Here is a 13,794-nt window from a genome sequence, read left to right on the forward strand (position 1 = left end):
GTAACCCCGGGCTCCGCCGCACTTTCGCCCCGGGGCCGGATTGTTGCTTGATCCTTATCACGCCGTCAGGATTCTTCGACGGAATCGGCGGACTCGGCAGGCTCCCCGGCCGCGGCTCCGCTCTTCTTCTGCGTCTCCAGCCAGGCCATGATGTCCGCCAGCCGGATCCGCCGGTGCGTCCCGCGGTACTGGACCGGGATCTCGCCGCGGTCCGTCATGTTGCGCAGGTAGGTGTGCGAGATGCCCGCCAGCTCGGCCGCCCGGGAGGTGGTCAACATCTCCTCGACGCTGCTGACCGTGACGGATTCGCCGCGGCTGAAGCGCTGCAGCAGATCCACGACGGCGTCCCGGGCGGAGGAGGGCAGCCGGTGGACCGTCCCGTCGACGAAGACGGTGACGTCAGTGCTGCCGTCGAGGGCGTAGCGGAGGGCCTGGGCGTCCTCGGCGGGGAGCGCGGCGGTGACCCGGGGCGCGATGAGTGTCATGGACTGCATCCTAGCGTCCCGGGCCCGTCGCGTCGGCTGCTTGAGAGGCCCAGGTGAGAGGCCAGCTGAGAGACCCGGTCAGAGGCCCAGTTCCTCCAGGACCGGAAGCTTGGCCCGGACCCAGGCGCGCGCGTCCGTGGCGCTCGGGGCGGACAGGGCCAGCTTCGCCAGTTCCTGCGCCTCGGCCAGGGACACGGTCTTCAGGACCGCGGCCACGGCGGCGATGGAACGGGCGGTCATGGACAGGGTGGTCACGCCCAGGCCGGTGAGGACCACGGCCAGGGCCGGGTCCGCCGCGGCCTCGCCGCAGACACCTACGGACTTGCTGTGTCCCTCGGCCACGGAACCCTCCACGGTCAGCCCCACCAGGCGGAGCACGGCGGGCTGCCACGGGGTGTTCAGGCCTGCCAGCGGGCCGAGCTGCCGGTCCGCGGCCATGGCGTACTGGGTCAGGTCGTTGGTGCCCAGGCTGGCGAAGGAGACCTCGCGCAGGATCGCTTCGGCGGTCAGGGCGGCGGACGGGACCTCCACCATGACGCCGGGGGTCTTGAGGCCGGCCTCCGCGCACATAGTAGCGAAGCGGGCCGCTTCCTCGGCGGTGGAGATCATCGGGGCCATCACCCAGACGTCGGCCTCGGATTCGGCCGCGGCGCGGGCGATCGCCTGCAGCTGGCGCTCCAGCACCCCGGGGGTGGTCAGGTCGGTGCGGTAGCCGCGGACGCCGAGCGCAGGGTTGGGCTCGGTGGCGTCGGTGAGGAACGGCAGCGGCTTGTCAGCGCCGGCGTCCAGGGTGCGCAGCACCACCTTCTTGCCGGGGAAGGCGTCGAAGACCTCCTTGTAGGCGGCCGCCTGCTCGTCCACGCTCGGTTCGTTGTCGCGCTCGAGGAAGCAGAACTCGGTGCGGAACAGTCCCACGCCCTGGGCGTTGAGCCGTGCCGCGGCCGCGGCGTCCTTGCCGCCGCCGACGTTGGCCAGCAGCGGCACCTGGTGCCCGTCCGCCGTCGTTCCGGTGCCGTCGAAGTCGGCCAGCAACGACGCCGTCGCTGCCCACTGCTCGGCCGCGTGGCGCTGCTCCTCGCCGGGTTCGGCGGTGATGGTGCCGGCGGCGCCGTCGACGTAGACCTCGGTGCCGTCGGCCAGGGCGTCAACCCCGGCGGCCGCCACGACGGCGGGCAGGCCGAGCGAGCGGGCGATGATCGCGGTGTGGGACTGCGGGCCGCCGCCGGCCGTGAGCAGGGCAAGGACCTTCTCGGGGTCCAGGGTGGCGGTGTCGGCCGGGGCGAGGTCCTCGGCGATGAGGATGAAGGGTGTCTCGGCGCTGGGGATGCCGGGGGCGGGCACGCCGCGCAGTTCGGCGACGATCCGGGCGCGGACGTCCAGGACGTCGGTGGCGCGTTCGGCCATGTAGCCGCCGAGGTTGTGCAGCATCTCCGAGACGGAGGCGCCGGCCTCCCAGATGGCCCGCTGGTTGGAGGTGCCGCGGGCGATCAGCTTCCCGGCGGTCTTCAGCAGCATGGTGTCCGTGGCCATCAGGGCGGTGGCCTCCAGCACGGCCTTCCCGTCACCGCTGACGGTCTGGGCGCGGTTCTTGAGCTGGTCGTGCACGGCCCTCGCGGCGGCCTTCAGCGCGGCCGTCGCATCCTCGGCGGAGACGCCGGCGGGCAGCTGCTCGCCGGCGGGCGGCTCGCTGACCGGTTTGGGCATCTGACGGATGGTGCCGATGATCCGGCCGGGGCTGACGCCTACACCTTGGAAGTTCTGCACTGAAAGTCCTCATTCTCTGCCGTGAGCCAGTAAGACGGTCCAGATGCCGCTGCTGAGCCGCTAGACCCTAGATTTCCCGCGGCCGTCCACTACGTCAACCCGGAACCCGAAGCACCTGAAAAAGTCGATGGAAAAAAGTGTTGTGATGCACTTCATATAGCGTTGCTATAGGTGCTAGGGTAGCGGCTATGAGTATCGATGGCCAGCTACCGCCCAAAATCCGGCTGCTCCGCGCAGCCGCCGGACTGCTGGCCAAATCCGGAGGCGCCGCCGTCTCCACCCGCCAGATCACGCAGCTGGCCGGAGTCACGGCACCCACGCTCTACCACCACTTCGGGGACAAGGAAGGCCTGTTCGATGCCGTCGTAGCGGCCGGCTTCGAGGAGTACGTGGCGGGGGAGCGGGACTTCGAACCGTCCGGCCGTCCGTTGGAGAACATCCGGCGGATGTGGGACAAGCACGTCCAGTTCGGCCTGAAGCAGCCCGAGCTGTACCTGGTCATGTTCGGTAACATCCGCCCCGAAAGCCGCCCCGCCGTCGTCGCCGACGCCGAGGCGCTGCTCGAGGGCATGCTGAACAAGGCCGCCGTGGCCGGCCATCTGGCCGTCCCGCCCAAGGAAGCGGCGCGCAGCATCCTGGCCGCGAATGTGGGCGTGACCCTGATGCTCATCACGGAGAAGGCCCCGGAACGGAACCTGGAGCTCTCGGCCATGACCCGGGACGCCATGATCTTCGCCGTCTCCACCGACCTGGCCCGCGAGGCCGACCCGGAAGACCCCGGCAAGTCGCCGGTGGTGGTGGCCGCGATCGCCCTGAACGCGGCCCTGCAGTCCTCGCACTCGGACCAGCTCTCCAGCTCTGAACTCAAGCTCTTCCTCGAATGGCTCCACCGGATCTCCATCAGTTCCACCAGCTAGCTCGTCGAAATATCGGACACTCCTGCGGTGCAGCAGGAAAACACGGTTAGGAAATCACATGGCAACAGAGACAGTTGCGAAACCCCGTAGCAGCGTGCGGGTCGGCGTCCAGAAATTTGGCACCTTCCTCTCGGGCATGATCATGCCGAACATCGGCGCCTTCATCGCCTGGGGCATCATCACCGCCTTCTTCATCCCGGCGGGCTTCACCCCCAACACCGAACTGGCCAAGCTGGTCGGCCCCATGATCACCTACCTGCTGCCGCTGCTGATCGGCTACACCGGCGGCCGGATGGTCTACGGCGTCCGCGGCGGCGTCGTCGGCGCGGCGGCCACCATGGGCGTGATCGTCGGTACCGACATCCCGATGTTCATCGGCGCCATGATCATGGGCCCGCTCACAGCCTGGATCATGAAGAAGCTCGAAAGCCTCTGGGAGAACAAGGTCAAGCCCGGCTTCGAGATGCTGATCGACAACTTCACCGCCGGCATCGTCGCCGCCATCATGGCCATCTTCGGCATGCTGGTCATCGGCCCTGTGGTCAAGGCCTTCAGCAACGGCGCCAGCGCCGTCGTCGAATTCCTGGTCAACAACGGCCTGCTGCCTTTCACCAGCATCTTCATCGAACCCGCCAAGGTGCTGTTCCTGAACAACGCCGTCAACCACGGCATCCTCACCCCGCTGGGCACCGAACAGGCCCTCGCCCAGGGCAAGTCCATCCTGTTCCTGCTCGAGGCCAACCCCGGCCCCGGCGTCGGCATCCTGCTCGCCTACATGCTGTTCGGCAAGGGCATGGCGAAGGCCTCGGCCCCCGGTGCCGCGCTGATCCAGTTCGTCGGCGGCATCCACGAGATCTACTTCCCGTACGTGCTGATGAAGCCGATCATCATCCTCGCCGCGATCGGCGGCGGCATGACCGGCATCTTCACCCTGGTTCTCACCGGCGCCGGCCTGCGCTCGCCGGCCGCTCCGGGCAGCATCATCGCCGTTTTCGCTGCCACCCCGGCGGACAGCCTGGTGGGCGTCGCCCTGTCCGTGCTGCTGGCCGCCGCGGTGTCCTTCGTGATCGCCTCCGTCATCCTCAAGGCCAGCAAGGACGTCGAGGGCGATGAGCTCGGCGCCGCGACCACCCGGATGGAAACCATGAAGGGCAAGAAGAGCTCCGTCTCCTCCGCCCTGACCGGTGGCGCCGCGGGCGCCGGTGCCGGCGGCGTGGCCGTACTGGCCGGACCGGTGAAGAACATCGTCTTCGCCTGCGACGCCGGCATGGGCTCCTCCGCGATGGGCGCCTCGGTGCTGCGGAACAAGATCAAGGCCGCTGGCTACCCGGACGTCAAGGTCACCAACTCCGCCATCGCGAACCTCTCGGACAGCTACGACGTCGTCATCACCCACCAGGACCTGACCGAACGGGCCCGTCCTGCTACCTCCAGCGCTGTGCACGTCTCCGTAGACAACTTCATGAACTCGCCGCGCTATGACGAGATCGTGGAACTGGTCCGCAGCAGCAACGCCCCGGCGGACGCCTCGGGCGCCGCTGCTGCTGCGGCCCCCGCCGCCGGAACCGCCACCGCGGAAACCGGTTCGGCAGCGCCGTCGGACATCCTGGTGGCCGACAGCGTGGTCCTGCAAGGCTCCGCCACCACCCGTGACGGTGCAATCGACGAGGCCGGCCGGCTCCTGCTGAACCGCGGCGCCGTCGACTCCGGCTACCTGGACGCCATGCACGAACGCGAGGAGTCCGTCTCCACCTACATGGGCAGCTTCCTCGCCATCCCGCACGGCACCAACGCCGCCAAGGACCACATCATGAAGTCCGCGGTGTCCGTGGTCCGGTACCCGGAGGGCATCGACTGGAACGGTAAAGAGGTCAAGTTCGTCGTCGGCGTCGCCGGCGTGAACAACGAGCACCTGCAGATCCTCTCCTCGATCGCGAAGGTGTTCACCAACAAGGCGCAGGTCGCACAGCTGGAGGCGGCCACCACCGTCGACGAAGTGCTGGACCTGCTGGGAAAGGTCAATGACTAGTGAAGGCTGTTCATTTCGGAGCCGGGAACATCGGCCGAGGGTTTGTCGGGCTGCTGCTGCACGAGGCGGGCTATGAGGTGGTGTTCGCGGACGTCGCGGACGCGCTGATCTCCCAGCTCGCCGCGGCGGACAGCTACCGGGTGCACGAGGTGGGGGAGACCCCGGCCGTGCGCACGGTGGACAACTTCCGCGCGCTGAACTCCGGCAGCCAGGAGGACGCAGTCGTCGCTGAGATCGCGACGGCGGACGTCGTCACCACCGCCGTCGGGCCGCACATCCTCAAGTTCGTGGCGCCCGTGATCGCCAAGGGGATCGCGGCCCGTGCGGCGGGGCTGGCTCCGCTGCAGGTGATGGCGTGCGAGAACGCCATCAATGCGACGGACATCCTGAAATCCGAAATCACCGCCCAGTGGGATCCGGCCGCCGGCGACCTGGCGGCCGCCGCGGTGTTCGCCAACACCGCCGTGGACCGGATCGTGCCCAACCAGGAAGCCGGCCAGGGCCTGGACGTCACCGTCGAGACCTTCTACGAGTGGGTCATCGACCGGACGCCGTTCGGGGACCGCCAGCCGGTCATCCCGGGCGCCACGTTCGTGGACGACCTGGGCCCCTACATCGAGCGGAAGCTGTTCACCGTCAACACCGGGCACGCCTCCGCGGCGTACTTCGGTTTCGACGCCGGGCTGGAGAAGATCTCGGACGCCATGGCGGACCAGGACGTGGCCGCGGACGTGCGGGCCGTCTTGGACGAGACCAAGGAACTGCTGGTGGCCAAGCACGGCTTCAACCGTGACGAGCAGGAAGCCTACGTGCAGAAGATCCTGGGCCGCTTCACCAACCCGTACCTGCCGGACACCGTGAACCGGGTGGGCCGGGCACCGCTGCGCAAGCTCAGCCGGCACGAGCGCTTCATCGGACCGGCCGCCGAGCTGGCCGAGCGGGGCATCGTCCCGGAGGCGCTGCTCGGGGCGATGGCCGCCGCGCTGCGGTTCAACGACCCGGCCGATGCCGAGGCCGTGGAGCTGGGCCAGATCCTGGCGTCCTCCAGCCCGGAGGACGCCACCGCCCGGATCACCGGCCTGGAGCCGACCCATCCGTTGTTCCCGGCCGTCTGCGCCCTGGTCACGGAGGCCAAGGCCGCGCTCTGACGGCGTCCTGCTGCACCAATAACAACGCTGCACCAACAACAACGGGCCCTCCCTCACATGTGAGGGAGGGCCCGTTGTTTTGGTGCGGGACCTGAGCGAGCGTCAGGGGCGGGCGGCGGCCGTTTCGGCGTCGGCCATGGACTTCCACTCGGCCACCCGGGCCTGGTGCAGCGGGGACCGCCGGACGACGGCGAACGCGACGCCCAGGATGGCGAACCACAGCGGGGTGACCAGCAGCGCCACCAGGGTGTCCGGCTGGGTGGTCAGCGCCCAGACCAGGAACGCGAAGAACGCGAACACCACCCACACCATCGGGATGCCGCCGGGCATCTTGAAGGTGGAGGCGTCGTGCAGCTTCGGCCGGCGCTTCCGGAAGACCAGGTAGCTGGCCAGGATGATGCTCCAGACGAACATGAAGCAGACAGCGGAGACGGTGGTGACCATGTCGAACGCGGTGCCCACGTCCTTGCCCGCGTAGAGCAGCACGACGCCGGCGAGCAGCAGCACGCAGGAGAGGAACAGGGCGTTCTGCGGGACCTTGCGGCTGGAGAGCCGGCCAAAGACCTTGGGGGCGTCGCCGTCGTTCGCCAGGCCGTAGACCATCCGGGACGTGGAGTAGATGCCGGAGTTGGCCGAGGACATCGCGGAGGTCAGCACCACCAGGTTCACCACCGTGGCCGCCATGCCGAGGCCGGCCAGGGAGAACATCGCGATGAAGGGGCTCTGCCCGGCCTTGAAGCCGGTCCACGGGGTGACGGACATCAGGATGATCAGGGCGCCGACGTAGAACAGCATGACACGCAGCGGGATGGCGTTGATGGCCCGGGGCAGGTTGTGCTCCGGGTTCTTGGTCTCCGCCGCCGCGGTGCCCACCAGTTCGATGCCGACGAAGGCGAACACGGCGATCTGGAAGCCCGCCACGAAGCCCATGAACTCCTTGGGGAAGAAGCCGCCGTGGCTCCACAGGTTGCTGAAGGAGGCGGTGCCGGCGTTGGACTGGAAGCCGGTGAAGATCATAACCAGGCCCACCACGATCAGCGCGACGATCGCCACGATCTTGATCAGCGCGAACCAAAACTCCGTCTCGCCGAAGGCCTTGACCGTCGGCAGGTTCAGCAGCAGCAGGATGACGATCGTGGCGATGCCGGGGACCCAGAGTTGGATGCCGGGCCAAAGCTCCTCGGCGTAGCCGGCGATCGCGATCACGTCGGCGACGCCGGTGACCACCCAGCAGAACCAGTAGGTCCAGCCGGTGAAGAAGCCGGCCCACGGTCCCAGCAGGTCGCCCGCGAAGTCGCTGAAGGACTTGTAGTTCAGGTTGGAGAGCAGCAGCTGGCCCATGGCGCGCATCACGAAGAAGAGCATGAAGCCGATGATCATGTACACAAAGATCACGGACGGGCCGGCCACCGAGATGGTCTTGCCGGAGCCCATGAAGAGTCCGGTGCCGATGGCGCCGCCGATGGCGAGCAGCTGGATGTGGCGGTTGCTCAGCGAGCGGGCGAGGTGGGGCTCGGTGTCCCGGCTGGAGGCAGTTCTTTGCCCCGCGGTGGTCTGTTCGGGCATATCAACGATCCTTCGAATGGTCCGCCGAAGGGGTGACGGCGGTTACAAATCAGCCCTCCTAAAGTACAGGTTTAGCCCGCGGGGTGCGTTATGGGTCGTCCCGCGGCCATCCTTGACTCTTAGGCACCCTAACTGTTAGGCTTCCTAAGTATGAACGATGAGACCCCCGGCGAGGACCTGCTCGCCCTGGCCCAGGACTTCCGCGAGGCGCTGCGGCACAGCATCTACCTGGTGCGCCGCCTCGACGCCGACGGCGAGCTCAGCGCCGCCCAGATCAGCACCCTCAAGATGCTGCTGGAGGCGGACTCCGACGGCGGCGTCCGGGTGGGCGAGATCGCCCGGAACCAGGGCGTCAAGGTCCCCAGCGCCACGGAGCAGATCATCAAGCTCGAACGCGCGGGCCTGGTCCATCGGGAGGCGGACCCCGCCGATTCCCGGGCCGTCCGCGTCCGCCTCACCGCCGCGGGGCACACCGCCGTCGAGTCCGCGAACGCCCGCCGCAACGCCGTCATGGCGCAGATCCTCGGCGGCCTCCCGGAGGAGGACCGGCGGGCCCTGGCCGCCGCCATGCCGGTGATTGGCCGGATCAACGAATCCGTCCAGACCTGACCCGCGGCCACCGCGCCGGCGCCGCCCGGCGCCACACAGACCACCCCGTACACCCACGACCCTAGGAGCGCCCTCCATGGACGGCCAGCTCACGGCCCCAGCGCCGGAAGCATCATCAACCCTCGAAGCCGAAAAGGCCTCGTTCCTCAAGCAGCCGAAGGCGGTGTGGGCCACCGCCCTCGCGGCCGTCTTCGCCTTCATGGGCATCGGCCTGGTGGATCCCATCCTCCCGGCCATCGCCAAGAACCTGGAGGCCACCCCCAGCCAGGTCTCGCTGCTGTTCACCAGCTACTTCCTGGTCACGGCCATCGCCATGCTCATCACGGGCTTCGTCTCCTCCCGGATCGGCGGCAAGCGCACGCTGCTGACCGGCCTGGCGATCATCGTGGTCTTCGCCTCCCTCTCCGGTTTCTCCGGATCCGTCGGTGAGCTCGTGGGCTTCCGCGCCGGCTGGGGCCTGGGCAACGCCCTCTTCGTGGCCACCGCCCTCGCCGTGATCGTCGGCGTCGCCAGCGGCGGCGCCGGAATTGCGATCATCCTCTACGAGGCCGCCCTCGGCCTGGGCATCTCGCTCGGTCCGCTGCTCGGCGCCCTGCTGGGCGGCTGGCAGTGGCGCGCCCCGTTCTTCGGCACCGCCGTGCTGATGGCCGCCGCCTTCATCGCCCTGATTGCCCTGCTGCCCAAGACGCCGCTGCCCGAACGTAAGGTCCGGCTCCGCGACCCGCTGCTGGCCCTGGGCCACAAGGGCCTGCGCACCACCGCAGCCAGCGGCCTGTTCTACAACTACGGCTTCTTCACCATCCTGGCCTTCACCCCGTTCATCCTCGGGATGGACGCCTACGGCATCGGCGCGGTCTTCTTCGGCTGGGGCGTCGCCGTCGCCGTGTTCTCCGTCTTCGTGGCCCCCGCCCTGCAGCGCCGCTTCGGCGCCGTCCGGGTCCTCTCCGGCACGCTGGCCCTGCTGCTGCTGGACCTGGTGGGCCTGGGCCTGTCCGCGGGCCACTCGGTGCCCGCCGTCGTCGCCCTCGTGGTGGTCTCCGGCGCCCTGCTGGGCGTGAACAACACGATCTACACCGAACTGGCCATGGGCGTCTCCGACTCCCCGCGTCCGGTGGCCTCCGCCGGCTACAACTTCGTACGCTGGATGGGCGGCGCGCTCGCGCCGTTCGCCGCCGCCCAGCTGGGCGAGAACTTCGGCCCGCAGGTGCCGTTCTTCGCGGCCGCCGTCGCCATGGCCGTGGCCATCGCGGTGGTCCTCGGCGGACGCCGGTTCCTCAGCACGCACGAACCGCACCTGGTCTAACCGCCTGGTAGTCAACAAGGTCGGGCCCATGTTTCCGCGGAAACATGGGCCCGACCTTGTGCTTCTACTGGCTGGGCTGCCTACTGGGCTGCCCGCTGGGCGGCTTACTTCTTGGCGGAACCCTTCGGGACGAACAGCGTCTCGGCGTGCTCCAGGGCCATGCCGTTGGTCTCCGGGACCTTGAACATCACGAAGAAGAACGACGCCGCCGCGAACAGGGCGTACATGGCGTAGGTCAGCGGCAGCGACGCGGCGGCCATGACGGGGAAGCTCAGCGTGATGGCGAAGTTCGCGATCCACTGGGCGGCCGCGGCCAGGCCGAGCGCGCGGGCGCGGATGCGGGACGGGAAGATCTCGCCCAGCAGCACCCACACCAGCGGGCCCCAGGAGGCGCCGAAGCTGATGACGAAGACGTTGGCGGCCACGAGCGCCGCCGGGCCCCAGCCGCCGGGGAGGGTGATGTTCTCACCCGAGCCGGTCGCGGAGCCGAAGGCCAGGGCCATGGTGGCCAGCGAGGCGGCCATGCCGATCGAGCCGGCCAGCATGATGGGGCGGCGGCCCACCCGGTCCACCAGGGCGATGGCCACGAGGGTGACCAGGATGTTGGTGATGGCGGTGGCCACGGAGATGGTCAGGGAGTCCTTTTCCTGGAACCCGACGGCCTTCCACAGGGTGGTGGAGTAGTAGAAGATCACGTTGATGCCGACGAACTGCTGCAGTACGGAGAGGATGATGCCGATCCAGACGACCGGCTGGAGGCCCAGGGCCTTGCCGCGCAGCGAGCCCTTCTGGCCGGCGAGCTTGTCCTCTTCGATGGCGTTCTTGATGTCGCGCAGGTGCCGGTCCGTGTCCTCGTTCGGGGCGATCGACTTGAAGACCTTCAGGGCCTCCTCGTCCTTGCCCTGGACCACCAGGAACCGCGGGGATTCCGGCAGGGTGAACGCGATCCAGCCGTAGATGACGGCGGGGACGGCGCCGGCGATGAACATCCAGCGCCAGGCCTCGATGCCGAACCAGAGGTTCTGGTCGGCGCCGCCGGCGGTGTTGGCGAACAGGGCGTCGGAGAGCAGTGCCGCGAAGATACCGGTGGTGATGGCGAGCTGCTGCAGCGAGGCGAGCCGGCCGCGGACGTGCCGCGGGGAGATCTCGGAGATGTAGGCGGGGGCGATCACCGAGGCGAGGCCGATGCCCAGGCCGCCGATCAGGCGCCAGAAGATCAGGTCCCAGACGCCGAAGGCAAAACCGGTGCCGAACGCGCTGACCAGGAACAGCAGGGCGCCCAGTTTCATGGCCGGGATGCGGCCGTAGCGGTCCGCGATCTTCCCGGCGAGGTAGGCACCGGCCGCACAGCCCAGCAGGGCGACGGCGACGGCGAAGCCGGTCACGGCCTCGCTGAGGGCGAACTGTTCCTTGATGGCATCGACGGCGCCGTTGACGACGGAGGAGTCGAAGCCGAAGAGGAAGCCGCCGACGGCGCCCGCCACGGCTAGCCAGATGACCCGCTTCGGGATCTTCGCGGCGGTCTGGTCCTGGGTGGTGGTCATATGGCTCCCTCGGCAAATCGTGGTCAGCGGCTTGCGCCGCAACTATCCAGTTTTACACCGGTCCCCGCATGGTGCACATCACGGGGACCGTGAAAGTGAGCCGAAACATAGCGGAACCGGGCGGTTAAACGCTCCGGCGGGGGCAGCCGAAGCCGCCCCCGCCGGAGGTTGTCACCCTGCGCTTAGGTCAGTGCGCCGCGGCCGCGGCGCCTTCCCGGGCGGCGGCCTTCGGGTCCGTGAGCTTCTTGTTCGGCAGTGCGAAGGTGATCAGGAACGCGATGCCGGTAAGGATGGCCGCGGTGAGCATCACGGCGTCGATCGACTGGGCGAAGCCCTCGGTGATCGGGCGGGTCAGCTCGGGGTTGGCGGTATGCAGCCAGCTCGTGTCGTTCAGCGAATCGTTGCTGGCGCCGTCCTTGAAGAAGGCGTACAGCTTGGCGTTCGCCGGATCCGCCGCCACCGCCGGGTTCTTCAGGACCTTCAGGTAGTCGGCGTTCTGGACGGCGGCCTTCATGCCGTTGCCCACCTTGTCCGCAGCGAGGCTGAAGAGCATGGAGATGAACACGGCCGTGCCGACGGCGCCTCCCATGGAGCGGAAGAACGCGGCCGAGGACGTGCCCACGCCCATGTCCTTGGGCGGGACGGAGACCTGCATGGCCAGCGTCAGCGGCTGCATGCAGAAGCCCAGGCCCAGGCCGAAGAACACGGCGATCGCGCCGGGGACCCAGAGCGGGGTGTCCACGCCCAGGGACAGTCCCATGACGACGGCGGCGCCGGTCAGGACGGCGGTGCCCAGGATCGGGAAGATCCGGTAGGTGCCCGAGGCGGAGATGGTCCGGCCCGCGGTGATGGAACCGGTCAGGATGCCCACCGTGAAGGTGATCATCATCAGGCCGGCCTCGGTGGGGGTGAGGCCCTTGACCAGCTGGAGGTACATGGGCAGCATCGCGATGGCGCCGAACATGCCGATGCCGATGATGAAGTTCAGCAGCGAGGACAGCCCGAAGGTGGTGTTGCGGAAGAGCCGCAGCGGGATCAGGGCGTAGTCGCCGGCGCGCTTTTCGGCCAGCAGGAACGCGGCGATGCCTACGACGCCCAGCCCGTAGCAGACGAAGGCCTCGGTGGAGGCCCAGCCCCACGTGCGGCCCTGTTCGGCGACCAGCAGCAGCGGCACGATCGCCAGGGTGATGGCGGCGGCGCCCCAGTAGTCGATCTTCTGCTTGAGGTGCTTGGCGGGCAGGCGCAGGTAGAGGAACACGACGGCGAGGGCGGCCAGGCCGATCGGGATGTTGATGAAGAAGACCCAGCGCCAGCCGTCGAAGCCGAGGATGTTCGCGGAACCGGCGAACGCGCCGCCGATCACGGGGCCCAGCACGGAGGAGACGCCGAAGACGGACATGAAGTAGCCCTGGAACTTGGCGCGGTCCTTGAGGGCGACGATGTCGCCGATGATGGTCAGCGCCAGGGCCAGCAGGCCGCCGGCGCCCATGCCCTGGATGCCGCGGGCGATCGCCAGTTCGGTCATGGAGTGGACCGACCCGGCGTAGAGGGACCCGGCCAGGAAGATGAGGATGGCCGCGAGGTACAGGGGCCGGCGGCCGAAGATGTCGCTGAGCTTGCCGTAGAGGGGGTGCTCACCGTGGAGGTGATCAGGTAGGCCGTCGTCGCCCAGGCCTGCAGCGAGAGGCCGTCGAGGTCGTTGGCGATCGTGTAGATGGACGTCGAGACGATCGTCTGGTCCAGCGACGAGAGGAACATGCCGAGCATGAGGCCCACCATGACGGTGATGGTCTGACGGTGCGTCAGGACCTCGCCGGGCAGGCGGGCGGAGGTGGTGGTGGACATAACTGCTCCAAGGGGAAAGATTCAGGATTTAAGCACAAAGGTTGCTTTCAGTAACTATCTTAGTGCCAGCTTTGTTCCTGATTTTCCGGCCGATTTTTCAGGCCCCCTCAGCGCTCCAGCAGGATGCCGTCCGGGTCGCACCAGATGCGCTGGCCGGGGCGGATGTTGACGCCGTCGATTACCAGCTCCACGTCCTGTTCGCCGGCGCCGTTTTTGGCGCTCTTGCGCGGGTTGCTGCCCAGGGCCTTGACGCCCAGCGGGAGCCCGGCGATGGCTACGCGGTCCCGGATTGCGCCGTTGATGACGACGCCGGCCCAGCCGTTCTCCACGGCGCTCGCGGCGATCATGTCCCCCATCAGGGCGGTGCGCAGCGAGCCCCCGCCGTCGACCACCAGGACCGCCCCGTTGCCCGGGGTCGCCAGCACGCTCTTGACCAGGCCGTTGTCTTCGAGGCAGCGGATGGTCCGGACCGGGCCGGCGAAGTGGCTCCGCCCGCCCAGGGACTGGAACTGCAGGGCCAGGGAGTCCAGCTCCTCCCCGCGCTCGTCGTACAGGTCGGCGGTGTTGACGGGCGTCCGGGTCAT

At 68.4% G+C, this 13,794-nt stretch carries 10 protein-coding genes and 1 pseudogene; 5 read left to right on the plus strand and 6 right to left on the minus strand.

What is annotated here, in order from left to right; genetic code table 11:
* Window positions 1-65 precede the first annotated feature (65 nt).
* Together ACRQ5B_RS06620 and ptsP are read right to left on the minus strand one after the other, a co-directional pair.
* The gene (locus tag ACRQ5B_RS06620) at window positions 66-485 is read right to left on the minus strand and encodes a helix-turn-helix domain-containing protein (RefSeq protein WP_432398119.1); all 420 of its coding nucleotides are present in this window, start codon (window positions 483-485) and stop codon (window positions 66-68) included.
* Window positions 486-563: 78 nt separating this feature from the next.
* Window positions 564-2,249 (minus strand): phosphoenolpyruvate--protein phosphotransferase, encoded by a 1,686-nt coding sequence (gene ptsP, locus ACRQ5B_RS06625; RefSeq protein ID WP_432398122.1) that lies wholly within the window; start codon window positions 2,247-2,249, stop codon window positions 564-566.
* Window positions 2,250-2,437: 188 nt separating this feature from the next.
* On the opposite strand from ptsP, the gene ACRQ5B_RS06630 reads away from it, so the two are divergent.
* The 3 genes from ACRQ5B_RS06630 to ACRQ5B_RS06640 are packed head-to-tail and all read left to right on the plus strand — an operon-like array spanning window position 2,438 to window position 6,343.
* Window positions 2,438-3,166 carry a TetR/AcrR family transcriptional regulator gene (locus tag ACRQ5B_RS06630; protein ID WP_290257232.1) on the plus strand — a complete coding sequence of 243 codons (729 nt, stop codon included), beginning with the start codon at window positions 2,438-2,440 and terminating at the stop codon, window positions 3,164-3,166.
* Between the two features lie 58 nt (window positions 3,167-3,224).
* Window positions 3,225-5,195 carry a PTS mannitol transporter subunit IICBA gene (locus ACRQ5B_RS06635; RefSeq protein WP_432398125.1) on the plus strand — a complete coding sequence of 657 codons (1,971 nt, stop codon included), beginning with the start codon at window positions 3,225-3,227 and terminating at the stop codon, window positions 5,193-5,195.
* On the plus strand, window positions 5,195-6,343 hold the full coding sequence (locus ACRQ5B_RS06640) for a mannitol-1-phosphate 5-dehydrogenase (RefSeq protein WP_432398128.1): 1,149 nt from the start codon (window positions 5,195-5,197) through the stop codon (window positions 6,341-6,343). Before ACRQ5B_RS06635 ends, ACRQ5B_RS06640 begins: the two co-directional genes overlap by 1 nt.
* Window positions 6,344-6,445: 102 nt before the next feature.
* Here the strand turns inward: ACRQ5B_RS06640 and cycA are convergent, their stop codons facing one another.
* Window positions 6,446-7,909, minus strand: a complete 1,464-nt coding sequence (cycA, locus tag ACRQ5B_RS06645; RefSeq protein ID WP_432398131.1) for a D-serine/D-alanine/glycine transporter — start codon at window positions 7,907-7,909, stop codon at window positions 6,446-6,448.
* Window positions 7,910-8,059: 150 nt separating this feature from the next.
* Between cycA and ACRQ5B_RS06650 the strand changes: the two genes are divergently transcribed.
* Window positions 8,060-8,518: a MarR family winged helix-turn-helix transcriptional regulator gene (locus tag ACRQ5B_RS06650; RefSeq protein WP_432398134.1), complete on the plus strand. Its 459-nt coding sequence runs from the start codon at window positions 8,060-8,062 to the stop codon at window positions 8,516-8,518.
* Window positions 8,519-8,594: 76 nt separating this feature from the next.
* On the plus strand, window positions 8,595-9,821 hold the full coding sequence (locus ACRQ5B_RS06655; protein WP_412884330.1) for an MFS transporter: 1,227 nt from the start codon (window positions 8,595-8,597) through the stop codon (window positions 9,819-9,821).
* 104 nt (window positions 9,822-9,925) lie between these two features.
* Here ACRQ5B_RS06655 and ACRQ5B_RS06660 read toward each other — a convergent pair whose 3' ends face one another.
* The 3 genes and pseudogenes from ACRQ5B_RS06660 to rraA form a co-directional block, all read right to left on the minus strand.
* Window positions 9,926-11,365 (minus strand): sugar porter family MFS transporter, encoded by a 1,440-nt coding sequence (locus ACRQ5B_RS06660; RefSeq protein ID WP_432398137.1) that lies wholly within the window; start codon window positions 11,363-11,365, stop codon window positions 9,926-9,928.
* 187 nt (window positions 11,366-11,552) lie between these two features.
* Window positions 11,553-13,210: pseudogene (locus ACRQ5B_RS06665) on the minus strand (MDR family MFS transporter).
* A gap of 107 nt (window positions 13,211-13,317) precedes the next feature.
* Window positions 13,318-13,794, minus strand: a complete 477-nt coding sequence (gene rraA, locus ACRQ5B_RS06670; RefSeq protein WP_432398140.1) for a ribonuclease E activity regulator RraA — start codon at window positions 13,792-13,794, stop codon at window positions 13,318-13,320.

Origin of the sequence: Pseudarthrobacter sp. L19 (genome assembly GCF_050859435.1) — a bacterium.
GTDB lineage: Bacteria > Actinomycetota > Actinomycetes > Actinomycetales > Micrococcaceae > Arthrobacter.